This is a genomic window from Neobacillus driksii, from assembly GCF_013409995.1.
Lineage (GTDB): Bacteria > Bacillota > Bacilli > Bacillales > Cytobacillaceae > Neobacillus > Neobacillus driksii.
Genome location: NZ_JACCBX010000016.1, coordinates 81,954 through 107,711, shown reverse-complemented (window position 1 = coordinate 107,711; position 25,758 = coordinate 81,954). Strand labels below are relative to the sequence as shown.

The 25,758-nt window shown below is 40.1% G+C and carries 23 protein-coding genes; 19 read left to right on the top strand and 4 right to left on the bottom strand.

Annotation, left to right across the window (positions count from 1 at the left end; all coding sequences use genetic code 11):
- Window positions 1-177, bottom strand: a complete 177-nt coding sequence (locus F4694_RS27385) for a hypothetical protein (RefSeq protein WP_179603088.1) — start codon at window positions 175-177, stop codon at window positions 1-3.
- Between the two features lie 160 nt (window positions 178-337).
- Here F4694_RS27385 and F4694_RS27380 point away from each other — a divergent pair, with 160 nt between their 5' ends.
- The 3 genes from F4694_RS27380 to aceA all read left to right on the top strand — a co-directional run bounded on the left by F4694_RS27380 (window position 338) and on the right by aceA (window position 4,768).
- Window positions 338-1,387, top strand: coding sequence for a glycoside hydrolase family 15 protein (locus tag F4694_RS27380; protein ID WP_179603087.1), 1,050 nt, complete (start codon window positions 338-340; stop codon window positions 1,385-1,387).
- A 477-nt stretch (window positions 1,388-1,864) separates the two neighbouring features.
- Window positions 1,865-3,457 carry a malate synthase A gene (gene aceB / locus F4694_RS27375; RefSeq protein WP_179603086.1) on the top strand — a complete coding sequence of 531 codons (1,593 nt, stop codon included), beginning with the start codon at window positions 1,865-1,867 and terminating at the stop codon, window positions 3,455-3,457.
- A 33-nt stretch (window positions 3,458-3,490) separates the two neighbouring features.
- Window positions 3,491-4,768 (top strand): isocitrate lyase, encoded by a 1,278-nt coding sequence (gene aceA, locus F4694_RS27370; RefSeq protein WP_179603085.1) that lies wholly within the window; start codon window positions 3,491-3,493, stop codon window positions 4,766-4,768.
- Here aceA and F4694_RS27365 read toward each other — a convergent pair.
- Window positions 4,739-5,497, bottom strand: a complete 759-nt coding sequence (locus F4694_RS27365; protein ID WP_179603084.1) for a hypothetical protein — start codon at window positions 5,495-5,497, stop codon at window positions 4,739-4,741. The genes aceA and F4694_RS27365 overlap by 30 nt on opposite strands.
- 32 nt (window positions 5,498-5,529) lie before the next feature.
- Here F4694_RS27365 and F4694_RS27360 point away from each other — a divergent pair, with 32 nt between their 5' ends.
- The 5 genes from F4694_RS27360 (at window position 5,530) to gatB (ending at window position 10,160) form a co-directional block, all read left to right on the top strand.
- On the top strand, window positions 5,530-5,961 hold the full coding sequence (locus tag F4694_RS27360) for a YueI family protein (protein ID WP_179603083.1): 432 nt from the start codon (window positions 5,530-5,532) through the stop codon (window positions 5,959-5,961).
- A 284-nt stretch (window positions 5,962-6,245) separates the two neighbouring features.
- Complete coding sequence (locus F4694_RS27355; RefSeq protein ID WP_179603082.1) at window positions 6,246-6,791, top strand: hypothetical protein; 546 nt, start codon at window positions 6,246-6,248, stop codon at window positions 6,789-6,791.
- 167 nt (window positions 6,792-6,958) lie between these two features.
- Window positions 6,959-7,252: an Asp-tRNA(Asn)/Glu-tRNA(Gln) amidotransferase subunit GatC gene (gene gatC / locus F4694_RS27350; RefSeq protein ID WP_179603081.1), complete on the top strand. Its 294-nt coding sequence runs from the start codon at window positions 6,959-6,961 to the stop codon at window positions 7,250-7,252.
- Between the two features lie 10 nt (window positions 7,253-7,262).
- On the top strand, window positions 7,263-8,720 hold the full coding sequence (gene gatA, locus F4694_RS27345; protein ID WP_179603080.1) for an Asp-tRNA(Asn)/Glu-tRNA(Gln) amidotransferase subunit GatA: 1,458 nt from the start codon (window positions 7,263-7,265) through the stop codon (window positions 8,718-8,720).
- 12 nt (window positions 8,721-8,732) lie between these two features.
- Window positions 8,733-10,160, top strand: coding sequence for an Asp-tRNA(Asn)/Glu-tRNA(Gln) amidotransferase subunit GatB (gatB, locus tag F4694_RS27340; RefSeq protein ID WP_179603079.1), 1,428 nt, complete (start codon window positions 8,733-8,735; stop codon window positions 10,158-10,160).
- A 525-nt stretch (window positions 10,161-10,685) separates the two neighbouring features.
- On the opposite strand, the gene putP is transcribed toward gatB, so the two are convergent.
- Window positions 10,686-12,164 carry a sodium/proline symporter PutP gene (putP, locus tag F4694_RS27335; RefSeq protein WP_179603078.1) on the bottom strand — a complete coding sequence of 493 codons (1,479 nt, stop codon included), beginning with the start codon at window positions 12,162-12,164 and terminating at the stop codon, window positions 10,686-10,688.
- Between the two features lie 220 nt (window positions 12,165-12,384).
- On the opposite strand from putP, the gene F4694_RS27330 reads away from it, so the two are divergent.
- The gene (locus tag F4694_RS27330) at window positions 12,385-12,936 is read left to right on the top strand and encodes a thioredoxin family protein (protein WP_179603077.1); all 552 of its coding nucleotides are present in this window, start codon (window positions 12,385-12,387) and stop codon (window positions 12,934-12,936) included.
- Window positions 12,937-12,974: 38 nt separating this feature from the next.
- Here the strand turns inward: F4694_RS27330 and plsY are convergent, their stop codons facing one another.
- Entirely contained in the window at window positions 12,975-13,601 is a 627-nt protein-coding gene (gene plsY, locus F4694_RS27325; RefSeq protein ID WP_179603076.1) for a glycerol-3-phosphate 1-O-acyltransferase PlsY, read from the bottom strand.
- A gap of 109 nt (window positions 13,602-13,710) precedes the next feature.
- On the opposite strand from plsY, the gene F4694_RS27320 reads away from it, so the two are divergent.
- From F4694_RS27320 to rlmD, 10 genes are all read left to right on the top strand, one after another.
- Window positions 13,711-14,493 carry a class I SAM-dependent methyltransferase gene (locus tag F4694_RS27320; RefSeq protein WP_179603075.1) on the top strand — a complete coding sequence of 261 codons (783 nt, stop codon included), beginning with the start codon at window positions 13,711-13,713 and terminating at the stop codon, window positions 14,491-14,493.
- Window positions 14,494-15,144: 651 nt separating this feature from the next.
- Window positions 15,145-15,660: a sigma-70 family RNA polymerase sigma factor gene (locus F4694_RS27315; protein WP_179603074.1), complete on the top strand. Its 516-nt coding sequence runs from the start codon at window positions 15,145-15,147 to the stop codon at window positions 15,658-15,660.
- Window positions 15,657-16,139 carry an anti-sigma factor gene (locus F4694_RS27310; protein ID WP_179603073.1) on the top strand — a complete coding sequence of 161 codons (483 nt, stop codon included), beginning with the start codon at window positions 15,657-15,659 and terminating at the stop codon, window positions 16,137-16,139. Before F4694_RS27315 ends, F4694_RS27310 begins: the two co-directional genes overlap by 4 nt.
- The gene (locus tag F4694_RS27305; RefSeq protein ID WP_179603072.1) at window positions 16,136-17,212 is read left to right on the top strand and encodes a hypothetical protein; all 1,077 of its coding nucleotides are present in this window, start codon (window positions 16,136-16,138) and stop codon (window positions 17,210-17,212) included. The genes F4694_RS27310 and F4694_RS27305 overlap by 4 nt, the downstream gene beginning before the upstream one ends.
- Window positions 17,209-17,301, top strand: a complete 93-nt coding sequence (locus F4694_RS27300; protein WP_179603071.1) for an LPXTG cell wall anchor domain-containing protein — start codon at window positions 17,209-17,211, stop codon at window positions 17,299-17,301. Before F4694_RS27305 ends, F4694_RS27300 begins: the two co-directional genes overlap by 4 nt.
- The gene (locus tag F4694_RS27295; RefSeq protein WP_179603070.1) at window positions 17,298-18,206 is read left to right on the top strand and encodes a hypothetical protein; all 909 of its coding nucleotides are present in this window, start codon (window positions 17,298-17,300) and stop codon (window positions 18,204-18,206) included. The genes F4694_RS27300 and F4694_RS27295 overlap by 4 nt, the downstream gene beginning before the upstream one ends.
- Window positions 18,207-18,385: 179 nt before the next feature.
- Entirely contained in the window at window positions 18,386-19,327 is a 942-nt protein-coding gene (locus F4694_RS27290; RefSeq protein ID WP_179603069.1) for a diacylglycerol kinase, read from the top strand.
- 453 nt (window positions 19,328-19,780) lie between these two features.
- Window positions 19,781-21,811: a glycoside hydrolase family 2 protein gene (locus F4694_RS27285; RefSeq protein ID WP_179603068.1), complete on the top strand. Its 2,031-nt coding sequence runs from the start codon at window positions 19,781-19,783 to the stop codon at window positions 21,809-21,811.
- Between the two features lie 267 nt (window positions 21,812-22,078).
- Complete coding sequence (locus tag F4694_RS27275) at window positions 22,079-23,545, top strand: nicotinate phosphoribosyltransferase (protein ID WP_179603067.1); 1,467 nt, start codon at window positions 22,079-22,081, stop codon at window positions 23,543-23,545.
- Between the two features lie 828 nt (window positions 23,546-24,373).
- The gene (rlmD, locus tag F4694_RS27270; protein ID WP_179603066.1) at window positions 24,374-25,747 is read left to right on the top strand and encodes a 23S rRNA (uracil(1939)-C(5))-methyltransferase RlmD; all 1,374 of its coding nucleotides are present in this window, start codon (window positions 24,374-24,376) and stop codon (window positions 25,745-25,747) included.
- The last annotated feature ends 11 nt before the right edge of the window (window positions 25,748-25,758 follow it).

Below are 25,758 nucleotides of genomic sequence, written 5' to 3'. Positions count from 1 at the left end.
TTACAAATTTATCACGTCGTTATCGTACTCCTCTAATTGTTCTTGTAGATTTATAATGTAATTCATCATCGCTATTCTTACAATCGAAGGGTAATATCGATTATTAAGTTCATGCTCACATTCCTCTAAGTCCATCTTTTTTACAGCAATAATCTTGTTTAATTCATCAACGCTCATCAATGCTCACTCCCCATTTTGAATTTTCCTTCCCTAGTCTCCTAATCTATTTCTATAGCATCAGCATGGGCAAATATTTGATAGTTTATACATCATTTTTCTTGTATAAAAAGTTCACCAAATGGCTAGAAAGATAGAAAAAAGCTGCGAGGGTGAATTTATGAACGAAAAAATAAGCAATAGCTATCAAATCCTAGATCAGTTACGTTTGCCGCATGGTTTGTATTTAGCTTCTTCGTCCCAGGATTATCAGTATGTTTGGTTACGGGATTCTTTTTATATGTCACTGCCTTATTTAAAGCAAAATAATCAAATTTATGAATTGACCTATCATCGGATTCTGGACTTATTTAGAGAATACGAATGGAAACTGGATATTCATACCGTTCAAAGACCAAGAGAGCAATGGGAATACCTTCATTCGAGGTATTCTGCTTCCGAAGTAAGGGAAATGGATACCCCATGGGGCCATGCACAGCATGATGCCATTGGAGCGATACTATGGGGGATTGGAATGGGGCAGCAGAGAGGTAAAAGGATTATCCGAGATGCAAAGGATCATGAAATTGTTCAAAAGCTTGTTGGCTATTTAGGGTGTGTTCGGTATTGGGAGGACGAGGATAATGGGATGTGGGAGGAATGGAGAGAGGTCCATTCAAGCTCAGTGGGGGCATGTGTTGCTGGCCTTCAAGCAGTAAAAGACATTGTATTTGTTCCTGGTGAATGGATTACGAATGGCTTGGAAACTCTATCAAATATCTTCCCGCATGAAAGTAACCAGCGCCCATTTGACTTAGCTCAATTAAGTTTAATCTATCCGTATCGTGTTTTGGCTGGCAATGAAGCGAAAGTGGTTGTTGACCGAATTGAAACCCATCTTTTACGAGAACGGGGGGTAATCCGCTACAAGGGAGATTCCTATTATTCAACGATTGAACATGAAGGAAGGCATCACGATTTATCTTTTTATTATGGTACTGAGGCAGAGTGGACATTTGGATTGCCCTGGCTTGCATTATGCCATTTAGAATTAGGAAATGTCAAAAAGGCTAAACAGTATATAGCACAAACCGAGAATATAATGCTTCCTGATGGCAGCTTACCCGAATTGTATTTTGCTCAATCTGAAAAATACAACACTAATACCCCATTGGGATGGGGAAGCGCTATGTATATCCTAGCTAAAGAGCGATTTGAAGGATTAATGTGAAAGAAGAGGCTGTTGATAACTTCAACAGTCTCTTTTTTTAAGGCTGTGTTGATTTTGCGCTTTTGATTGGAGCGGAAGGAACGAAGACCCCCGAATATCCAAGGTCACCAAATTACGTTCGGTAACAACCTGACCGGGATGGTGCCGATAATGCAAGGCTCCTCCTTTTATGGTAACAATCAGGGCAGGATAGTATCGATAATCCAAGGCCCCCATCGTCGCCCTAGGGTCCTCGAATTGCCACGTGACAGGCAGAGGCCGCCTGTCACTACGGTGATTAGTTAAAGAATCTTTCCATAATGGAGCGGAGAATCAACATTCAAATTTAACACAACCTTTTTTTGAAAAATAGGTATTATGTATTATTTTACCTATTTTTATAAAATTTTCTGAAAACTAGTTCCTTTTTTAAATATCGTGTTATATAATACAACACATAGTAATATACTGTATTATAACAAAGAGGTGAACTAGTCTATGTCGACGCAAACAACAGGTATTGAAGTAGTTGGAGCTCTCAAATCGCAATACGATGAGATTTTAACTCCCGAGGCGCTGAAGTTTATTGAGGAGCTGGAAAAAAAATTTGGAGCAAGGCGAATTGAACTGTTACAGTACAGGAAAAAGCGCCAAGAGGAAATCAATAATGGATCTCTTCCGGATTTCCTACCCGAAACAAAGAAAATTCGTAATGGCGACTGGACGATTGCGCCTTTACCAAAAGACCTTCAGGATCGCCGTGTAGAGATTACCGGACCTACCGATAGAAAGATGGTCATCAACGCTCTAAATTCGGGGGCAAAAGTTTTTATGGCAGATTGTGAAGATGCCACTTCACCCACCTGGGGAAATATCGTCGAAGGACAAATCAACTTAAGAGACGCAGTAAATCGGACGATTTCCTATGAAAATCAAAATGGAAAAAGATATGTGCTAAATGAGGAAACGGCCGTCCTGTTTGTAAGACCGCGTGGACTTCATTTAGAGGAGAAACATGTGCTGCTTAATGGCAAGCCCATTTCAGGTAGCTTCTTTGATTTTGGAATGTACTTTTTCCACAATGTAAAAAATCTGCTGGCAAGACAAACAGGTCCTTATTTTTACCTGCCAAAGCTGGAAAGTCATTTAGAGGCGCGGCTGTGGAATGAAGTCTTTATTTTTGCACAAAACAGGTTTGGAATTCCTCAAGGAACCATTAAAGCCACAGTCTTAATTGAAACGATAATGGCGGCATTTGAAATGAATGAAATTTTATTCGAATTGAAAGAGCACTCAGCAGGCTTGAACTGCGGCAGATGGGATTATATTTTTAGTTACTTAAAAAAACTGAGTAACCATGAAACGATCATTCTGCCAGATCGATCCGAGGTAACGATGACGGTTCCGTTTATGCGTTCCTATTCATTGCTTACTATTCAAACCTGTCATCGCCGGAAGGCACCAGCGATAGGAGGAATGGCAGCACAAATACCAATTCGCGATAATCCGCAGGCAAATGAGGAAGCATTTGCGAAGGTTCGTGCTGATAAAGAGCGAGAAGTGCGGGATGGTCATGATGGTACATGGGTAGCGCACCCAAGTCTGGTACCGGTTGCGTTAGAAGTATTTGATAGAGAAATGCCAGTGGCGAACCAGATTCATACAACCAAACAGCAAAAGATTACGATAACCGCCAGTGATTTACTTGAGTCACCTAGCGGTAAGATTACCGAAGAAGGTGTCCGCACTAATATTAATGTCGGGATTCAATATATTGCTTCCTGGTTATCGGGAAGAGGAGCTGCACCCATTGACAACTTAATGGAGGACGCAGCAACTGCTGAAATCTCAAGGGCTCAAGTTTGGCAGTGGATTCGCCATCCAAAGGGTGTGTTAGCGGATGGAAGAAAAGTAACGTTTGAAATGTATGAGCAATTTAAGGCTGAAGAATTAGAAAAAATAATGCAGGAAATTGGCGCTGAAGCCTATAAAACTGGATGTTTTACGGAAGCAGTTAAGCTATTTGACAGCTTGATTATAAATGATGAATTTGTAGAGTTTTTAACATTACCTGGATATAAGCTTTTATGAAAAATTTTAATAGATTAATAGGAGGAATTTAAAATGACAAATTCAAGAGCGAAGGCATTACAAGAAAACTGGGAAATGGATAAACGCTGGAATGGAATTACTAGACCTTATACGGCTGAGGATGTTATCAAGCTTCGTGGGTCACTTGATATCGAGCATACATTGGCTAGACGTGGAGCAGAGAAACTTTGGAAGCAAATGAATGAAGAAGAATACATTAATGCTTTAGGAGCACTAACAGGAAATCAAGCAGTTCAGCAGGTTAAAGCAGGATTAAAAGCCATTTACCTAAGCGGATGGCAGGTTGCAGCGGATGCCAACCTATCTGGTCATATGTATCCAGACCAAAGCTTATATCCAGCAAACAGCGTGCCGAGTGTAGTAAAACGAATCAATCAAGCATTACAACGTGCTGATCAGATCACCCATTCAGAAGGCGATAATTCTATCGACTGGTTTGTTCCGATTGTTGCGGATGCAGAGGCAGGCTTCGGTGGTCAGTTAAACTGTTTCGAGTTAATGAAGGGTATGATTGAGGCAGGAGCAGCAGGTGTTCACTTTGAGGATCAGCTTTCTTCTGAGAAAAAGTGTGGTCATTTGGGAGGTAAAGTCTTACTGCCAACACAAACAGCGGTTCGTAACCTAATTGCGGCTCGTTTAGCTGCTGATGTAATGGGAGTTCCAACTGTATTAGTTGCCCGTACTGACGCAAATGCTGCTGATTTGATTACAAGTGATATTGATATGAACGACGCACCGTTCATTACAGGTGAGCGCACTGCTGAAGGCTTTTTCCGGACCAAGGCAGGACTTGATCAGGCGATTGCCCGCGGTTTAGCATATGCACCATATGCAGATTTAATCTGGTGTGAAACATCTGAGCCAAACATTGAAGAGGCAAGACGTTTTGCTGAAGCGATTCATGAGAAGTTCCCTGGAAAAATGCTTGCTTACAACTGCTCGCCTTCCTTCAACTGGAAGAAGAAACTCGACCAAGATACCATTGCCAAATTCCAGCAAGAGCTTGGAAAAATGGGCTACAAATTCCAATTCGTTACACTTGCAGGCTTCCATGCCCTGAATCACAGTATGTTTGAACTAGCACGCGGCTACAAAGAGCGCGGTATGGCGGCATACTCCGAATTACAGCAAGCTGAGTTCGACAGCGAGCAATACGGCTACACAGCAACAAGACACCAGCGTGAAGTAGGAACAGGCTACTTTGACCAAGTGTCCATGGTGATTACAGGCGGAACATCCTCCACAACCGCATTAAAAGGATCAACAGAGGAAGAACAGTTTACAAAATAATAGAATGGTATGAACCCCTTTCTCCGATTGGAGAGGGGGCTTCTTGTTTTTTAGGTAGTGCACTTGCGGATGGCGGAAAATACTTGCGGATGGCGGAAAATACTTGCGGATGGCGGAGAATACTTGCGGATAGCGGAGAATACTTGCGGATAGCGGAGAATACTTGCGGATAGCGGAGAATACTTGCGGATGGCAGAAAATATTTGCGGATAGCGGAAAATACTTGCGGATAGCGGAAAATACTTGCGGATGGTGGAAAATACTTGCGGATGGCGGAAAATACTTGCGGATGGCAGAAAATACTTGCGGATAGCGGAAAACACTTGCCGATAGCAGAAAATACTTGCGGATGGCAGAAAATACTTGCGGATAGCGGAAAATACTTGCGGATAGCGGAAAATACTTGCGGATGGCGGAAAATACTTGCGGATGGCAGAAAATACTTGCGGATAGCGGAAAACACTTGCCGATAGCGGAAAATACTTGCGGATAGCGGAAAATACTTGCGGATGGCGGAAAATACTTGCGGATGGCGGAAAATACTTGCGCGATGGCGGAGAATACTTGCGGATAGCGGAAAACACTTGCGGATGGCAGAAAATACTTGCGGATGGCGGAGAATACTTGCGGATGACGAGAAATACTTGCGGATAGCAAGAAACACCCTCGGATAACCACAACAAACATGCTTTTTTGGAAATGAACACTTTTTAGGGTATTATCATACATAATAGTAGCCCTTTTAATGGAGTTGATCTTTTTTGAAAAAGCAGAGTGTGGAGGATGTCCTTCAACAGGGAATTCATGGCGCTTTGGAAACGAAGCCAGATGAAAGACGGCAATTTTTAGGAACTTTACGGGAACGAATTATTCTTGCTCTTAAGAAAAACCAAGTGATGGAAACAACGATTTACCCTCAAGTGGAGAGGGAAATGAAAAAAAATCCTCAGGCCAATCTCTTATTGAATGGAAATATCGAATACACAGCTCTATCCAAATATGTAAAGCTGGCTGCCAAACACAAGATTGAGCATAAAATTGTAACCAATAAGGAACGCGACACTGATATCGGCCTATTGCTGGCGATGGACCATGCAATCGATAAGGAAGAGATTTATATCACTCAAAAAGAAATCAGCCCGCCTGAACCCCCAAAAAGCAAAGGACTTTTTGCGAAATTATTTAAACGATGATAGGCAAACAACCAAGCAGTCGATTAGACTGCTTGTATTTTTTATTGGGTTAATAGGAGGAGGTATAACGACCTAAAAATGGATATAACTGGAATTATATAAACAATTAGAATATTATTATTTATAAGTAGATTACCATTTAAGGAGGACAGTAAAACTCATAATGGGCACGAAAAGAAAAATGGTCAGGTAAGAAGGTGGGGGTTTCTATTCCCTATTACTTTTTACTAGAGATTACTAGATTACTAACATAACATCTGGCCAAAATCTAGGAGGAGAGAATTATGAGAAAATGTAAATTTCTTTTTATCGCGGTTGTTTTAATGCTTACGCTTACGGGGTGCGAATATCCTACACTAGAAAAAGCGATTGCTGAAACGATTCCATTTGAAGTTCAAGAGGTTTTGTACAAGACAAAAAGTGATGGAATCACAATCGTACTTTACACTACGAAGGCAGAAGGAAAAGAAGTAAGACATATAAAAGAGCCGGTTCTGGGTGTCTCTTTCTTCGAAGGGAATGATGAAGAGGGATGGAAAAATGATGGTCCAAATGGCTGGGAACATGCAGAGAGCGAAACCTATTCCATTTACCATGAAAATTATACCAAGTATGACGATAAAGGAAATGTCCTTAAAGATATTTATGTTGTGTTTGGAGAAATCAAAAGTGAGAATATCACTGCCATTGAAATAGCCGATCAGGATACTGAGGATTATAAAAAAGCTAAGATAATGAAGAAAGCTGGGAAACGCTATTATGTAGGAATAGGCTTCCGCCCGCAGGTTAGAGCCTTAAATGGTAATGGCGAGGTTATTCCTCAACAATAGACGAATACATAGGAAGGGAGCAAAATGCTCCTTTTTTTTGTGGCTACCAATCTAAAAAGAACGTAATATGCCAATACTGATGAGGGAATCATTGCGGTGAAGCGGAAAAGTCTGGTATTATCAATAGTAAATTAACTAAGACATAAGGGATTGGAGGATTGAAAAAAATGACACGAATCTCAAACGAGCAGGTTAAGCATGTCGCTAACCTAGCGAGGTTAGAAATATCAGAGGAAGAAGCTGAAATCTTCACAAAGCAACTGGACGCCATTATTACATTTGCAGAACAGTTGAATGAACTGGATACGACAAATGTTGAACCGACTTATCATGTACTCGATATGAAAAATGTATTCCGAGAGGACAGTAAGGAAAAGGGATTGCCACGTGAAGAAGTATTAAAAAATGCACCTGATCATCAGGATGGACAAATTAAAGTTCCTGCAATTATCGGGGAGTAAGGAGGAAAACGTGAGCTTATTTGATTATAAAGTTTCAGATCTACATGAACTTTTACATAAAAAAGAACTAAAAGTGGCAGATCTCGTTGATGAGTCGTATAAACGTATTGCTCAGGTGGATGGCAAGGTACAAGCTTTTCTAACATTGGACGAAGAGAAGGCGAGACAAACAGCAAATTCACTGGATGTGAAGCTTAACGCCAATCCCGCAAGTAACTTGTTATTTGGAATGCCAATCGGCATTAAAGACAATATTGTCACAAAAGGACTTCGGACAACATGTGCTAGTAAAATTCTTGAAAATTTTAATCCCATCTACGATGCTACCGTAGTTCAAAAGCTGCAGCAGCAAGAAACAGTAACGATTGGAAAGTTAAATATGGATGAGTTTGCGATGGGCTCTTCAAATGAAAATTCACACTACCAAAAGACGCGCAATCCCTGGGATCTTGATAGAGTACCAGGCGGTTCTTCAGGCGGTTCTGCTGCTTCGGTGGCTGCAGGTGAGGTGCTATTTTCATTAGGTTCCGATACAGGGGGATCTATCCGACAGCCAGCTGCATTTTGCGGAGTAGTAGGATTAAAGCCGACCTACGGACGTGTATCCCGCTTCGGGTTAGTTGCATTTGCATCTTCCCTTGATCAAATCGGTCCTATTACCAGAACAATTGAAGATAATGCCTATCTCCTCCAAGCTATATCCGGATTAGATCCAATGGATTCCACATCAGCCAATGTTGATGTACCGAATTTCGTGTCTGCATTAACTGGTGATGTAAAAGGGTTGAAAATTGCTGTACCTAAAGAGTATCTAGGCGAGGGTGTTACTGAAACGGTTCGCCAGTCGGTGCTGGATGCTTTAAAGGTGCTTGAAAAACAAGGAGCAGTTTGGGAAGAGGTTTCCTTGCCGCATTCTAAGTATGCATTAGCAGCCTATTATTTGCTGTCTTCTTCGGAAGCGTCGGCAAATCTAGCCCGCTTTGACGGCGTCCGCTATGGCTATAGGACACCGAATGCCGATAATTTACTTGATTTATATAAAAAATCAAGAGCGGAAGGTTTTGGTGATGAGGTAAAACGCCGTATCATGCTCGGTACCTTTGCATTGAGTTCAGGTTATTACGATGCCTATTATAAAAAAGCACAGCAAGTCCGTACCTTAATTAAAAAGGACTTCGAAGATGTTTTTGAAAAATATGATGTCATCATTGGTCCAACAACTCCGACGCCTGCGTTTAAAATTGGTGAAAATATCGATGACCCATTAACAATGTACGTGAATGATATTTTGACAATTCCCGTTAATCTAGCAGGGGTACCAGGAATCTCTGTCCCTTGTGGATTTGATAACGGATTGCCGCTAGGTTTACAAATCATCGGCAAGCATTTTGATGAAAAGACCATTTACCGTGTCGCACATGCATTTGAACAAGCAACAGATTATCATAAACAAAAGCCAGGACTATAGGGGGTGAAGAAAATGGAGTTTGAAACAGTGATTGGTCTAGAAGTTCATGTTGAGTTAAAAACGGATTCGAAAATCTTTTCGGCAAGCCCAAACCATTTTGGTGCAGAGCCAAATACAAATACAAGTGTAATTGACCTTGGTTATCCCGGTGTACTGCCGGTCCTGAATAAAAAAGCAGTGGAATTCGGAATGAAGGCAGCAATGGCTTTGAATTGCCAGGTAGCCACTCATACGAAATTTGACCGTAAGAACTATTTTTATCCAGATAATCCGAAGGCGTATCAGATTTCTCAATTTGATAAGCCAATTGGGGAGCATGGCTGGATTGAAATTGAAGTAAACGGCTATACAAAACGAATTGGAATCACAAGGATTCATTTAGAAGAAGATGCAGGGAAACTCAGTCACGGTAGTGGTTATTCATTAGTGGATTATAACCGCCAGGGAACACCGCTTGTGGAAATTGTATCAGAACCGGATATCCGTACACCTGATGAGGCCAATGCGTATCTTGAAAAATTAAAGTCGATTATCCAATATACTGGAGTATCAGATTGTAAGATGGAAGAAGGCTCGCTTCGATGTGATGCCAATATATCTATTCGTCCGGTTGGACAAGAAGAGTTTGGAACCAAGACAGAATTGAAGAACTTAAACTCTTTCAATTTTGTCCGAAAAGGGCTCGAATTTGAAGAGAAAAGACAGCGTGAAGTTGTCTCTAACGGCGGAAAAATCGATCAAGAGACACGCCGATTTGATGAAGCGACAGGCGCTACCTTACTTATGCGTGTAAAAGAGGGATCGGATGATTATCGTTACTTCCCGGAGCCAGACTTACTCGATATCTTTATTGATGAGGAATGGAAAGCAAGAATTGCGGCTGAAATTCCGGAGCTCCCAGATCAGCGTCAAAAGCGCTATGTGGAGGAGCTGGGATTACCTGTCTATGACGCCAAGGTACTAACTGTAACGAAAGAAATGGCTGATTTCTTTGAAGGTACAGTAGCTGCAGGAGCAGAGGCGAAATTGGCTTCCAACTGGATTATGGGTGATGTTTCTGCTTACCTGAATGCTGAGGGGAAAGAACTTCATCAAATCGCTTTAACACCTGAAGGATTAGCTAGTATGATTAAGCTTATCGAAAACGGAACGATTTCTTCCAAAATTGCAAAGACGGTTTTCAAAGAGTTGATTGAAAACGGCGGCGATGCTGAGAAAATTGTAAAGGAAAAAGGGCTCGTACAAATTTCAGATGAAGGAACACTGTTGAAAATCATTTCTGAAGTTCTCGATGCAAATCCTCAATCCGTTGAAGATTTTAAAAATGGTAAAAATAAGGCAGTTGGTTTCCTCGTTGGGCAGCTAATGAAGGCAACAAAGGGACAAGCAAACCCACAAGTAGTAAATCAATTATTGAATCAGGAATTAAGCAAACGATAAATCCCACGCTGGCAGATTTCATTCTGCCAGTTTTTTTGTCGAAAATATCTCGACAAATAATTTCTAAAGATTTCCCAGGAAACTCATTCAACATGGGGATTGAGGCAAACTAATTAAACGTTTGATTAGTCGACATCTTTCATCCCTTTTTTAAGGAAAAGCTTTTAATATTAAGGGTTGAAGCCTATTTTAATCAAACGTTTGATTAATAGTGACGCTGGGAACAATGTCGAATCGTTCCTAACTCGTCAGGCAAAATGATAATCTATAAGAATTGGGCTGTTAAATCGACAATATGTTTACTACAATTTGTGTAGAAAGCCCTTCGTTTAGGCATTTCCCCGTTATTTAATCAAATGATTAGTTAAATGACATCATTCTACGGTTTTTTAAGGTAGAAACCTTTAATAGTAAGTGGTCAATTAAAACTAATCAAACGATTGATTAACAAGGAATAAGGAGAAATTGTCAGACTGATAGATAAAAAAATACCTGGATTTGCTACCCAGGCATTTCAGAAAAGTTCTATTCCTTTTTTAATAAGCTGACACTTTCATTAAATTCTTTTTCAATGTCTTCATTATTCTTATACGTAAGTAAGCTGATGATATAAGAAACGATTAAGTTAAAAACAAAACCAGGTACGATTTCGTAAAGTCTGTCACCGAGTCCAACGTTTTTCCATACGATAACGGTTATAGCGCCCACAATCATACCGAAAAGAGCACCCCAGTTGGTCATCTTTCTCCAGAATAAGCTTAGAATAATGATAGGACCAAATGCAGCTCCGAAACCTGCCCATGCATATGCGACTAGGTCTAGAATGGTGCTGTTTTGATCAAGAGCCAGGATGGCAGCAACAACTGCTACTAAAAGAACAGCCATTCTTCCTAAGAAAACAAGGTGTTTGTCTGAAGCCTTTTTGTTCATGACTACTTTGTATAAGTCTTCCACTAGTGCACTTGATGTAACGATTAATTGTGATGAAATGGTGCTCATGATCGCTGCAAGAATGGCTGCTAAAGCAAAACCAGCGAATAAGGGATGGAATAGAATCTGACTTAGTTCAATAAATACTGCCTCTGGATTCTCTAATACATGTTGAGGATTATTATGGAAGTAAGCAATTCCAATGAATCCAGTAAAGATGGTACCTAGCAGCGAGAATATCATCCAGCCCATTCCAATGCGGCGGGCACTTTTTGTTTCTTTTATCGTTGTAATGGCCATGAAACGCACAATGATATGCGGCTGGCCAAAATAACCAAGTCCCCAAGCCATTGCAGAAATAATCCCTAAAGTCGTTGTTCCTTTAAAGAAATCAAGGTATGTTGGGTCAATAGCACGAATCGTATCAAACGTTTCTGCAGGCCCCCCTACACTAAAAATCCCAATCGCCGGAACTAGAAGAAGGGCAATCAGCATCATTAATCCTTGGATAAAGTCGGTGTAACTAACAGCAAGAAATCCGCCAAATAATGTATAGGCGATGGTAACACCACCAACAATTAAAAGTCCTGTAAGGTAGCTTGTTCCAAATGAACTTTCAAAAAAGACTGCTCCCGATACTAAACCTGAAGAAACATAGAACGTAAAGAAAATCAGAATAACGATACCGGATACAATCCGCAAGAGTTTGGTGTTGTCTTTAAAACGATTTTCTAGGTAACTTGGAATGGTTATAGAATCGTTTGCCACCTGAGTATAGGAACGAAGTCGAGGTGCGACCAATAACCAATTCAGGTATGCTCCAATGGTTAAACCAATCGCAATCCATGCGTCTGCTAAACCCGTTACATAGATTCCTCCTGGCAGTCCCATTAATAGCCAGCCGCTCATATCTGCAGCTCCAGCGCTTAATGCTGTGACAGCTGGTCCTAGTGACCTCCCTCCAAGCATATAGTCTGTTAGATTGCTTGTTTTACGATAAGAATACCAACCAATAAAAAGCATCATCGCAAGGTAAATTCCAATCGAAACAAGTTGTAGTGTTTCATTAGACATACTTTTTCCCCCTTTATTATGATAAAAAATAATTACAATAATATTTTCTATATATAAAATATTCTATCAACTGGATATAACTATATCCACTAGTATTTTTTTACTTTCCTAAAATAGGTTAAAGTACACTTGGAATACCAGTATAAAAGATATAATTCCTTTTATTTGTAACGAAGAAATGGAACGGCTATGATAAAGGAAATAGAAGGGAGTGTTTAGTTTGGAATTAAATGCTTGGTTTCAAAAGGGTTTAACGAAAGATGAATACATAAGCTCAATGACTCGGAATAAAGAAGAAATGACTTCTATTTATGATCGCTTTGAGTTAACTGAAGATGTTAAAAAGAAACTTGAAGCAGTCCAGTCAAAAAAACTACGTGCCATTGTTCTGACAGAGGATTGGTGCGGCGACGCCATGCTTAACAATCCAGTTTTGCTTAGATTGGCTGAAGCTGCAGGAATGGAAGTTCGTTTTGTTCTGCGGGACCAGAACCTTGAACTAATGGACCAATATTTAACGAATGGCACCTCAAGAGCGATTCCTATTTTTATTTTCATCGATCAAGAAGGAAATGAAGTGGGAGTTTGGGGACCACGTGCCCCTGAAATGCAAGCGCTTGTAGAAAAAGGCCGTGCAGAACTGCCTGATAAGGACGCTCCGGAATTCCAGGATAAGCAAATGGCTTTATATAAACGTCTCGGTCAATCTTATCAGACTGACTCATCGGTTTGGCAAACTGTTGCAAACAGTATCATGACCGCATTTCTGTAAAATTTAAAGAATCCCTGGCCATTGGCCAGGGATTTCTTCTACATTTTTAAATTACTGTTTTTTGGAGGAATACGCTCATTGATAAGATTTTTATCATTTATTTTCGGTTCAATTCCCAAGATGAGGTTACGAATATTAGAGCGGTGAAGATAAATCAGAAAAAAAGTAAAAAATAGAAAAATAAGTTCAAAATTTTGTTCAGGAGAAATGAAAGAGTAAACCAATAAGCTGAGACCAACTGAGATGGAGCCGAAAAATACGTACTTTGTTATAAAAATGATTAAAAAGAAGGTAACATACGCAATTACAGCTAGAGGGAAATTTGCTACTGCTAAGGTTCCGGCAGTAGTAGCGATCGCTTTTCCACCACGAAAACCAGCAAAAATAGGGAAGCAATGTCCTACTACAGCCAGCAGGCCAAAGTAAAGTGGTTCAACATCAAGGTTGAAATATACTGGCAAGTAAGCAGCAAGTGCTCCTTTACCAATATCAACAAGAACCACGATAATCGCAGATCCTTTACCAAGTACCCTTAATGTGTTGGTGGCACCAGGATTTTTACTGCCATGGTCACGAATATCAATACCGTAAACTAGCTTGCCCACAATTAGCGCAGTCGGAATGCTTCCAATCAAATAGGAGGAAAGGAGCAGCAGCCAAAGCATATCATCATTCCTTTGCCAGAATATCTTCTATAACAATAGCATTTTACCATACTTCAATGGTATTATTTTAATAATTCCTTAAATAGGAAATATTAAAGGGGCGACTAGAATGGAACAGATAGATTTTGGTCAAGTTGCTAAAAGTTATGCGAAAACAAGAGAAGATATTCCCGTAAGTTTAATGGATAGTCTTTATGTCCGAGGTATTTTTCTTGATGGGAAAAAGGTTGCGGATATTGGTTGTGGGACAGGATCCTTAACAAGAAAAATCGCTATGAGGAAAGCAGATGTTACTGGGGTAGATCCATCAAAAGAAATGCTACAATATGCAGTGGAGTTAAATAAGTCAAAAAATTATAACATTCCTTATCTGCATGGCAGTTCTGAGAATACTGGTTTAGATGATTCTCAGTTTGATATGGTAACAGTTATGCGTGCCTGGCACTGGTTTGACCGTGAAAAGGCAATTGCAGAAATAAAGCGGATATTAAAAGCAAAAGGGACACTAATCGTTATAGATTCTGGGTTTCTTGAAGGACCATCAGTGGTTGAAAAGACATATGAGGTTTTATCAAAATATGTGAGTGGTGGACTTAAACCAGCAGGGACAAAGTCTGAATCCAGCCAGAGGATTAACGGCTTTCCTGCTGAGTGGTTCGATGAATGGCAGACCAATGGATTCAAGGTAAGTGATTTTTATAGCCTTAACTATAACGTTGCTTTTACCCAGGAGACTTGGGTAGAAAGGGTGGAATCCATCTCCTGGCTTGCAGGGTTAGACTCAGGCGAAAGGGAAAAAGCACTACAGGATTTAACCTATACTTTATCTGACCAGGATTCCTTTGTAATTCCACATGAATGTAATGTTTGTATTTTAAGGCTGCAAGAATAGATATACCTAAGGCGTGCGGGTCTACCGCACGTCTTTTGATTTTTAAATGCTGTTTTCACACGATTGGTGCTCTCGAATCGAGGGTCTCGAGGACAAATCACACTAGCCACTAGAAAGATTCGTCCTTAAAAGGGGGTCTTAAGGACAAATCGCCCGAGGCACTAGAAAGATTTGTCTCTAATAGGGGTTCTTAAGGACAAATCGCACGAGGCACTAGAAAGATTCGTCTCTAATAGGGGGTCTTAAGGACAAATCGCACGAGGCACTAAGAAGATTCGTCCTTAAAAGGGGGTCTTAAGGACAAATCGCCCGGGCCGTCAGAAAGATTCGTCCTTAATGTGGGGTCTTAAGGACAAATCGAACGAGCTACTAAGAAAGATTCGTCCTTAATAGGGGGTCTTAAGGACAAATCACATGAGCCTCTAGGAGGATTAGTCCTTAACCGATGAGCATGAGGCATGGACCCTTCTTTTGGCACGTATATGTCGGCACATAAATCCAGTAATTGACTCTTTTATGCTACTATTTTATCTGAAGAAAAAATTTTAAAAAAACTGTAGGGGTTTGTAAATATCATCTCGTCTATTATGGTGAAGGTCAGATAGAAAGGGGGAGAGAGCGATTAGTGATTCAGTATTAATACAAAAAGTAATGGATGGCAGTGACCATGCCTTTCGCCTTTTGGTTGAAAAGTACCGCAATGATGTGTTCCGGACCGTCTTTGCTGTTCTTCGTGATCAAAAGGAAGCAGAAGATGCCGCTCAGGAAGTATTTATGAAAATATATTCCTCTCTCTCCCAATATGAAAATCAAGGCTTTAAGACTTGGATGACCAGAATAGCCGTTAATCATGCCATCGATATAAAGAGAAAGCAAGCACGAAGAAAAGAAGAAGTGATGGAGGCTTTGGAGCAAGAGGCACTTGGCACTCCAAAGGATGGTGTTGAGAAGGAACTGATTGTTAAGGAAAGGGTAAGGCTAGTAAGAAAAAGACTGGATGAGCTTCCCGAAAATTATCGAGATGTTATCTATGGTTTCTATATAGCGGAAAAAAGTTATCAGCAGATGGCTGAAGAACAAAATGTACAGGTGAAAACAATTGAAACAAAACTTTACAGGGCACGGGTTTGGATGAAAAAGAATTGGAAGGAGGGAGATTTTTCATGAAGCATTACAGTTATGATGAGTGGTTGAGCTATGTGAAAGACGAAATTAACGTCAAGACCCGAGAGGAATTTGAAAGTCATTTATATACATGCGACCAATGTCTAGAGGATTATTTAAAAGCTGTCTCAGAACATGAATCATCACTTCCTGTTCTTTCAAATGAGATTGACTTTACTGACCTGGTGATGACTGAGGTTTCTAAACAAAAAGAGTTCACAGAGATACAGCCCACCTTGAAACAGCCGATAAAAACGAAAAAGCCATTCTTCCAACAGGCATCTTTTCACTATTTAATTGCAGCTGCTGCAACACTATTGCTTACTTTTTCAGGGGTGTTTCAATCACTTGCCACATACGCAAGTGCAGTAGAGGCTCCTCCGCATAGTAAGGAGAAAAAGCTTACAGTGACAGAAGGCGTTATTGACAAAACATTTGCATGGATGGACTCACTAGAAAAAAAGGAGGCAAATAAGAAATGAAAAGTTCAACCAAAGCGTTAACCCTATCGCTTTTCCCAGGCCTCGGTCATATGTATTACGGCAACATGGTTCGGGGTGTGTTTTATTTAATGTCTGTGGTCGGTTTAGCATTCATTACCGTCATTGGGTTAGCTACCAACAATAATGAAGTAGCTGTACTATGCTTTATGGTGGGTATCTTCGTTTATTTAGTTAGTTTTATTGATCTGGGCCTAAAAATTTCGAAACAGAAGAGGGCATTGGCAGCAGCTAATCCTGATGGCCCTTCCGCACAGGCTACACAAGACTCAGAGCGATTTTATACAATTGTGCTATCGTTTGTCCCCGGATTAGGTCACTTTCAGCTGGGACTGATGAACCGAGGACTCACCTTGTTAGCAGCATTTTTAGGCCTTGGTGTTATGGTGATTTTCATAACGGCTCTTAGCAGCCGTTCAGAGTTTCTTGTTTTCTTAGCAGGTTTGCCAATCATCTGGGTGTATGGTTTTTTTGATTCCGTTCAGCAATTAAACAAGAAACAGCGTGGCGAGGAACTGATAGACCGAACCATTTTCGAAGACTTTGAAACACGTAGAGAAGATGGAAAAAAGAGCAAATCTATTGCCACCTTTCTTTCAATTTTCCCGGGTGCAGGGCACCTTTATCTCGGTTTACAAAAACGCGGTATTCAGTTAATGGCGGCTTTCCTATTTTCAATCTATATATTAGATATTTTACGTCTTGGTATTTTCTTGTTCTTGATACCGATAATCTGGTTTTATAGCTTTTTTGACGCTATGCAAAAGGTTTCCAGATACGGTGAGGAAGAGATTGAGGATGTTCCGATTATTTCTTACTTAATTAATCATCAAAAGTGGGTTGGAATTGGTCTAGTCGTGCTGGGGGTTTATTACCTATTTATGAATGTGGTCATTCCTGTGTTTGCCCCGATGCTTTCAAATATCATTCAAATCGATTTAATGTACTGGATACAAAGTTATTTTCAAACGGGGATTGTTTGTGTGCTGTTAATTGGCGGCGGCATTAAGCTTTTATCAGGCAGCAAGCATAAAAGGGAGGAAAAGAGATCATGAAACGGTGGAAAAACACACTAGCAGGAGTCCTCTTAATCGGTGCAGGAATTGGGATTATTTTTAGAAAAGGAAAGGAGGAACAGGCATGAGAACTTGGCGTGTTGGTACGTTTTCGATGGGGGCCTCACTCGTTTTACTTGGCCTCTTCCTTTCCCTCTCACGCTTTTTAGGATTGGATCTAGTTCATGTGATGTCGGCTTGGTGGCCCATTTTGTTAATCGTTCTTGGGATTGAAATTCTCCTCTACTTATTTTTCTCGAGGCAGGAGAAGCCTCTTTTAAAATATGACTTTGTCAGTATCCTCTTTGTTGGATTGCTAGGTATGGTAGGGATACTGTTTGCGACCCTTAGTGCAACGGGGGTTATGGGAAAAGTGGAGGAAGTGGTTGCAAGGGAAGAGATGTCTTTTGAACTGCCAGACTTTAATCACCAGGTGGATGACAGCATAAAACGTGTTGTCTTAAGAACCGTAGGTTACCAAACAACGATCGAAGCAACGGATGAAAAGGAAGTGTCAATGTTTGGTACGTACCGAACACAGACAACGAAAAAGAAAAAGCTCCTAACAACTGCGGATGAATATGTGCATGCAAACAAAAAAGGAGATACTCTTTTTATAAATGTAAAGACACTTCCGAATGAAGTGGGACCGTTTTATAGTCATCAAGAAGTTGCCTCAACCATTCTTATCCCAAAAGGTGTGAAACTTGAGGTAATTGGAAACGGAAATGAGATTACGTTAAACCCAAGGAATCTTGAGAATAACTGGAGTATAAATGGTGCCTCTTCACTAAATATAAAGGTTGTTGAAGATGGTAATTTGAATATTGCAGCACTTGGAATAACTGAAGCAAATAGTAAGGATGGAGCATGGAAGATAACCGAAAAGGTGGATCCAAATGTTGAAGGAGTAGACGCTGTATACCAATCAGGTGAGGGCACGTATGGTATTACTATCACCAATACTCCTTATGTTAGTTTAAATTCGAATTAGTTCACATCTTATTTTTTTGCAAAAAAATAAAAAAAGGGTATGATAGTAGTCGGCAGAGTTATGGACAGACTAATATTTGTTGCTTAGGTTAATAATTGTAAGCCAAGGGGTAAATTGGTAGAATATAGAAAAGGTCCATCAGCTGCCATTTATTGATTACAAAAAATAGGATGATGAATATGAAACGAGCACGATTAATATATAATCCTACTTCAGGGCGGGAAATCCTTAAGCGCCATCTGGCGGATATACTAGAGAAACTCGAGATTGCCGGTTATGAGGCCTCTTGCCATGCAACGACGGGTGAAGGTGATGCAACATCAGCCGCTCGGATAGCAGTTGAACGACAATATGATGTTGTTATTGCTGCTGGAGGTGACGGTACCATAAATGAAGTCGTCAACGGACTTGCTGAGCAGGAGTTCCGGCCAAAATTAGGAATTATTCCAGCGGGCACAACGAATGATTTTGCAAGAGCTCTCCATATACCAAGAGATATCGGCGCAGCGGTCGATATTATCACCAAAGGTGAACGGATTCCAGTGGATATTGGCCGAATCAATGACCGTTATTTTATTAATATCGCTGGTGGGGGTAGAATCACGGAGCTTACATACGAGGTTCCAAGTAAACTTAAGACGATGCTTGGGCAGCTTGCTTACTACTTAAAAGGGATGGAAATGCTTCCTTCCATTAAAGCTTCGGATATAAGTATTGAGTATGATGGCAAGCTTTTTGAAGGGGAAGCGATGTTATTCCTTGTAGGGCTGACCAATTCTATCGGAGGATTTGAAAAGATTGCTCCAGATTCATCGATTAATGATGGTCTATTTTCATTGCTTATCTTGAAAAAAATTAATTTGGCCGAGTTTATTCGAGTTGCAACCTTGGCCATCCGCGGTGAGCATGTGAATGATCCCAATGTCATTTATGCAAAAGCGAGCCGGATAAAAGTACATTCTAATGAAAAGGTACAATTGAATCTTGATGGTGAATTCGGTGGCTTGCTGCCCGCAGAGTTCGCCAACTTGTACAGGCATTTAGAGGTATTTGTCCCACTCGATGACATAAGACCACTCGATAAACCAACAGATTGGGTACCGGGTCAGAGATATAGCTGAAAAAGTCCGTTCCGATGAGGAATGGGCTTTTCTTTTTTTAAAAGAAATATTCTACTTTTTACACACTTGATGTAAGTAATCCTGATTTTAAAATCCTACTTTTTGTCTATAATCAGCTAGTACATAAGTTACTTACATATTAAGCTTAGGCTTGTTACTATTTAATGGTAATTACTAAATATTCTGTTTTCTTTAAAATGAAACCCGTTTCATTAATAAGCAAATAATACTACCCTGAAACTTTAGCTGGTGTCTGAACAGTTAAGTTACCCGCAACATATTTAAGGAGGTGTATGCCAAGAGCTAAATAAATGTATGCCAATTTGTTTTGATTTCTTCATTTTGTATTTATTTTTATGAAACCGATTTCATTCTAGAAGAAGGATCAAATGTTTTTCGAACAATTCACTCTAAAAGTTTAAAAAAAAATTACAGTAAGACAGGAGGTTTATTATGTTTCGAAAATTTACTAAACTCGGGATAGGCATTCTTCTTCTTAGTTCTACCCTTATTACTGGAGGAGCTTCTGCCATTACTAATACACCAGTAGCAGACCGTGAGCCAATGAACACGCAAGTAAAATCCATTGATGGAACAAATGTTTTATACCAATATGGTGAACCAGTCCCATCGTTTGATACTTGGACACAAGAAGAGCCGAGTAGAAACTACTTATCACTTGATGGGAAATGGAAATTTGCTATGGATCCCAATAGCCAAGGGATGACTGAAAAATGGTACCAAAAAGATTATGATGATTCAAATTGGCAGCAAGAAAAGGTGCCAGGCAGCTGGGATCTTTATGATACACCTGGGTTTGGTACATACGATGGTTCGAATTTTGGTGAAGGAACGGCATTTTACGATGGTGATGCCTGGTTCAGGACACATTTTTCACCTGATGCCAGTTGGAAAAATCAATTCGTAAAACTTAATTTTCTCGGCGTTAACTATCGTGCATGGGTTTATATTAATGGTCATTTTGTAGGCGAACATGAAGGTGGAAATACTCCTTTTGCGCTTAATGTTAGTGAATATTTACAACCAGGGAAAGATAATGTGATTGCGGTTCGAGTACATCGCAGAGCAGACTTTGATTCTTATACAAGTCCGGATGCGAAGCCTGTTACAAATGACGTGGAACTGCCATACAAACCTGTAGACTACTGGCGATATGCAGGAATTACACGCAGCGTGTATTTGGAAGCAACATCAAATGTAAATGTTAGTAAAATCCTTACTGCAACAGGTGATCATACTTTAACAACAAAAGTTGTTGTATATAATCATGGAGATAAAAAAGTAGAACGTCAACTAGTTGTAGATCCTGGTGAACAAACTGGAGGAAAGCCTAAGTCAAAGGAAATAGAATTAAATCCAGGCGAAGTAAAAGTGGTCTCAATGGATTTTGATATTAAGAGTGCAAGCTATTGGACACCGGACTCCCCTACTCTATATGAAGTAACCGCAACTCTTTATAAGGGAAAAGGTGAAGGTCAAGTTACACAGAGTGGAATTGGCTCCGTTGATGACAGTCTTTCAACAAATTATGGAATGCGAACAATTGCTACAGAGGGTAGTAAATTAACATTAAATGGAGAACAGGTAATTTTAAAAGGTCTTAACTGGCATGAGGAAACAGCTGCCAATGGAAAATCTATGACAATTGAAGAGTATGATACCGAGTTGAATCATGTTCTGAATGTAAATGCAAACTTTATTCGTAACAGTCACTACAACCGTCACCCATATGTATATGATTTTGCTGATAAGCATGGATTAATGGTATTAGATGATGTTGATAATATGTGGCTTGATACGAAGCAAGAAGCGTTACAAACAAACTCATACGGACTTTCAAGAGCATTAGTATTAAGTATGGCATGGAATCAAATTAATCGCCCTTCTGTTATCATGTGGTCATTACAAAATGAGTCTCAAATTTGGGATGATCAGCAAGTTTACCGTGACTGGCTTTCGGATATGAAGAGTGCTGTCAAAAGTGTTGATATCCAAAACCGTCCTGTCACATGGGCATCTGGAAGCAGTTGGGACCCAGCCTATGACTTGGCAGATGTCATCGGTTTAAATGAATATTTCGGTTATTTCTATATGAAGGATGAGGACCTAGGGACCACTTTAGAAGCAGTTCATAGAAACCATCCTAATAAACCGATACTAATTACCGAAAATGGAACGTGGGCCTATGCAGAAGAGGAACTCAAACATGGAGAACCTACAACGTCCGGGACCGAAGAATGGCAATCCGCTAAATTCCTAAATCACTGGAACCAGGTAACAGATTCCAACCGTCTAGATTATATGGCCGGATATACGTTCTGGGTGTTAAAAGATTATAAACAAAGGTTAGGCTATAACCAACAGATAAACGGAATTTCTACCATGGGATTAATGCGATTCGACAACGAAGAGCCACGCTTGGTATATGAAACCTTTAAAAACGCAGCAAATCCATTTAAATAAGAGTTTTTGTACCTCAAAAAGGTAGGCACAATTTTTATTGTGTTTACCTTTTTTAATATTCATTCCTGTGGTTTCTTCACACAGCTGTAGACACCTAAAATCGGGGTTTTAATCGTGGTTTATAAAGAAGCAGTTGCTTCCTTTAAACAAAAGGGACATGAATGGGCATTAGAGACTTTGAACAATCACTTGGAGCGCTGGTTAAATAGTTTTTATAATGGTAAAATTATTTAATATGTTGAAAAAGTAGTTGTTCGGAGGGTTAGGATGAAAAACATTTATCAGGATGATAGCTTAGCACTGCATACTGATCTATATCAGATCAATATGGTAGAAACGTATTGGAGAGACGGCAAATATAATAAACGCGCAGTGTTCGAACTGTTTTTCCGAAAGCTCCCTTTTGGGAATGGATATGCGGTATTCGCTGGTTTGGAAAAAGTCATTCAGTTTATCCAGGGCTTCCGCTTTTCAGAAGATGATCTGGAGTATTTAAAAAATGAAGTCGGCTACCAGGATGATTTTTTAGAATACTTAAGGGACTTGCGCTTTACAGGTACCATTCGCTGTATGAAAGAAGGCGAGCTTGTATTTGGAAATGAGCCGATTTTAAGCGTAGACGCCCCGCTTTGTGAAGCTCAGTTGATTGAAACAGCACTATTGAACATCATTAATTATCAAACATTAATCGCGACAAAGGCATCTCGTATTAAGCAGGTGCTTGGAAGTGAAATTGCAATGGAGTTCGGTACTCGCCGAGCGCAGGAAATGGACGCGGCTATTTGGGGAACGAGAGCTGCATACCTAGCAGGTTTTGATGGAACAAGTAATGTTCGAGCAGGTAAATTATTTCAAATTCCTGTTTCTGGTACGCATGCTCATTCGATGGTTCAAGCATATAAAGACGAATATATCGCATTTAAAAAATATGCTGAGTCACATAAGGATTGTGTCTTTTTAGTTGATACATATGATACCCTTCGTCTGGGTGTACCGAATGCGATTAAAGTCGCCAAGGAAATGGGCGATTCTATTAATTTCATAGGAATCCGTTTAGACAGCGGTGATCTTGCCTATCTTTCAAAGGAAGCCCGTAAAATGCTCGATGAGGCAGGATTTAAGGATGCAAAAATCTTTGCTTCAAGTGATCTCGACGAGTATACGATTCTCAATTTGAAAGCACAGGGTGCAAAAATTGACAGCTGGGGAATAGGAACGAAGCTTATTACCGCTTACGAGCAGGCAGCACTAGGAGCTGTTTATAAAATTGTTTCCATTGAAGACGAGAACGGCAAAATGGAGGATACCATTAAAATCTCTTCCAATCCGGTAAAAGTAACGACTCCGGGGATTAAGAAAATTTACCGTATTATCAATAATAAGAATAACCATGCTGAAGGGGACTACATTGCGCTCGAGGATGAAAAATTGCCGGAGAAGCGCTTGAGAATGTTCCACCCAACGCATACCTATATGAATAAGATCGTGACAAACTTTTCGGCAAAAGAGCTTCATGAAGTGATTTTTTCAAATGGCGAGCTTGTCTATGAGATGCCATGCCTGGAAGAATCACGTGAATATGTAAAACAAAATCTTGCTGCTCTCTGGGATGAGTATAAACGTACAATGAATCCTGAGGAATATCCGGTCGATCTTAGCCAAAAATGCTGGGATAACAAGATGAGGAATATTGAAGAAGTAAAAGAGAAAGTGGCTGAAATGAAGGCAGAATAGATAGTGTAAGGCACCCATTATTAAAGGGTGTCTTTTTTGTATGAAAATAAGAAGGTTCGCTGAATTATGCTTAGGAGCCCGCGGAAAAACTTCAAGAGTTAATGGAGTTATTTCCGATTCTCGCCGAATAAATAGGAAATCCCGCGGGATTGTGTTTAAAACCCGCGGGATCCATCACATTTTATTTTTGTTTAAAGAAATCCACGAAAGCATGGTAAATTTCTATGCCTTGAAAGGTTAGCATACCAGCTGCAGTTAATGAAAAAACACCAATCATCACAAAACGAATCCACATCATTTATTCCTCCCCTTTGTAAGTTTTAACTTATAAATTTAGGGGAGAGGATTACATAATTGGATTGATGAAAAACCGGGATTAGAAAAATGGAGTTCCTGGTGTGGTTATCAGAAAAGATTCTGTGAATGGTGACTACGATCAATGAGATTAGGGTAAGAACTTCGATCAAGTCAAAATGAAATAAATGTTTCTCTTCATCGTCCGTTTGTGATTTCATATTCCAATCATCTATCAATAACACAGCTTTATTAGAATGATGTGATTGAATGAATAAGTTGGAAGTATGAAGAACGGAAAAGAATATGAAGGCAAGCAGCAATGCGATGGGAAGAAAATATACCTTCTTTATCGTAACCACCTCCTTCCGGGATGTTATAATTATAAACACTTTTGTTATATTGTTAAATAAAAATGCTCCGACATTTTATGCAGGTAGTAGATGGTATACAATCAATTTATGACTGATTTCGCAATTAGAATGGGTTTATGGTACAATCTTGCTAGTCAAATCGGAGTAAAGGAAGTAAATAATGAAGAAGACAATACCGGTTAAAAAAAATGATTATATAGATGTGGTATTTGAAGATTTAACTCACGATGGTGCAGGGGTAGCAAAGGTGGAAGGCTTTCCGTTGTTCATACCAAACGGCCTGCCCGGCGAGAAGGCGCAGGTTAAAGTGATTAAAGTGAACAAGGGTTACGGCTTCGGGCGTTTGATTGAAATTTATGAAAAAAGCCCATACCGTGTGGAAGTTCCTAATAGTGAGATTCATAAATATGGCGGCTGCCAGCTGGAGCACATCAGTTATGAAGGACAGCTGAAATATAAAGAGAACCAAGTGCGTCAGGTGCTGACAAGGATCGGAAAACTTGAGGACGTAATTGTCCACCCAATCTTAGGGATGGACAACCCATGGCATTACCGAAATAAAGCTCAGGTACCTGTTGGTGAAAAGGATGGAAAGTTGATTGCTGGGTTTTTCAAGCCTAGAAGCCATGAAATTGTAGATACTGATGAAAGTTTGATACAACTTCCTGAAATAAACGAAGCTGTTCAGGCAGTGAAGGAAATATGCAGTGGGCTAGGGATATCAGCTTATCAAGAAGAGTCACATAAAGGTGTTCTGCGACACATTATGGCTCGTTATGGACAACAAACAGGGGAACTAATGGTGGTGCTTGTTACCAGAACCACGGATATTCCAAACAAAGACAAACTAGTTGAGGAAATTGCTGCACGCCTTCCAAAAGTTAAGTCGATTGTACATAACGTTAATTCAAAGCGTACAAATGTAATCCTCGGCGAAAAAACAACCGTCCTTTGGGGCGATGAAGTGATCTATGACACGATTGGTGATGTGAAATTTGCCATTTCTGCTCTATCTTTTTATCAGGTAAATCCTGTTCAAACGAAGGTTCTTTATGAAAAGGCACTTGAGTATGCGGGGTTAAGTGGGGAAGAGTCAGTCATTGATGCCTACTGTGGTATCGGAACGATATCCTTATTTTTAGCCCAAAAGGCAAAGAAGGTATTCGGAGTAGAAGTTGTTCCAGAGGCGATTGAGGATGCAAAACGAAATGCAGAGCTTAATGGAATGACGAATGTGGAGTTTGCAGCAGGGGAAGCAGAGGTTGTGATTCCTAAGTGGTATAAAGAAGGGAATTCAGCTGATGTGCTCGTCGTGGACCCGCCGCGGAAGGGCTGTGATGAGACATTTTTGCAAACGATTATTGACATGAAACCGAAAAAGGTGGTTTATGTATCCTGTAACCCAGCTACCTTGGCTCGGGATTTGAGGATCTTAGAAGATGGTGGGTATAAAACTGTGGAAGTGCAACCTGTGGATATGTTTCCGCAGACGACACACGTCGAATGCGTAGCAAGTATATATAGAAAAGAATAAATGTTTAATTT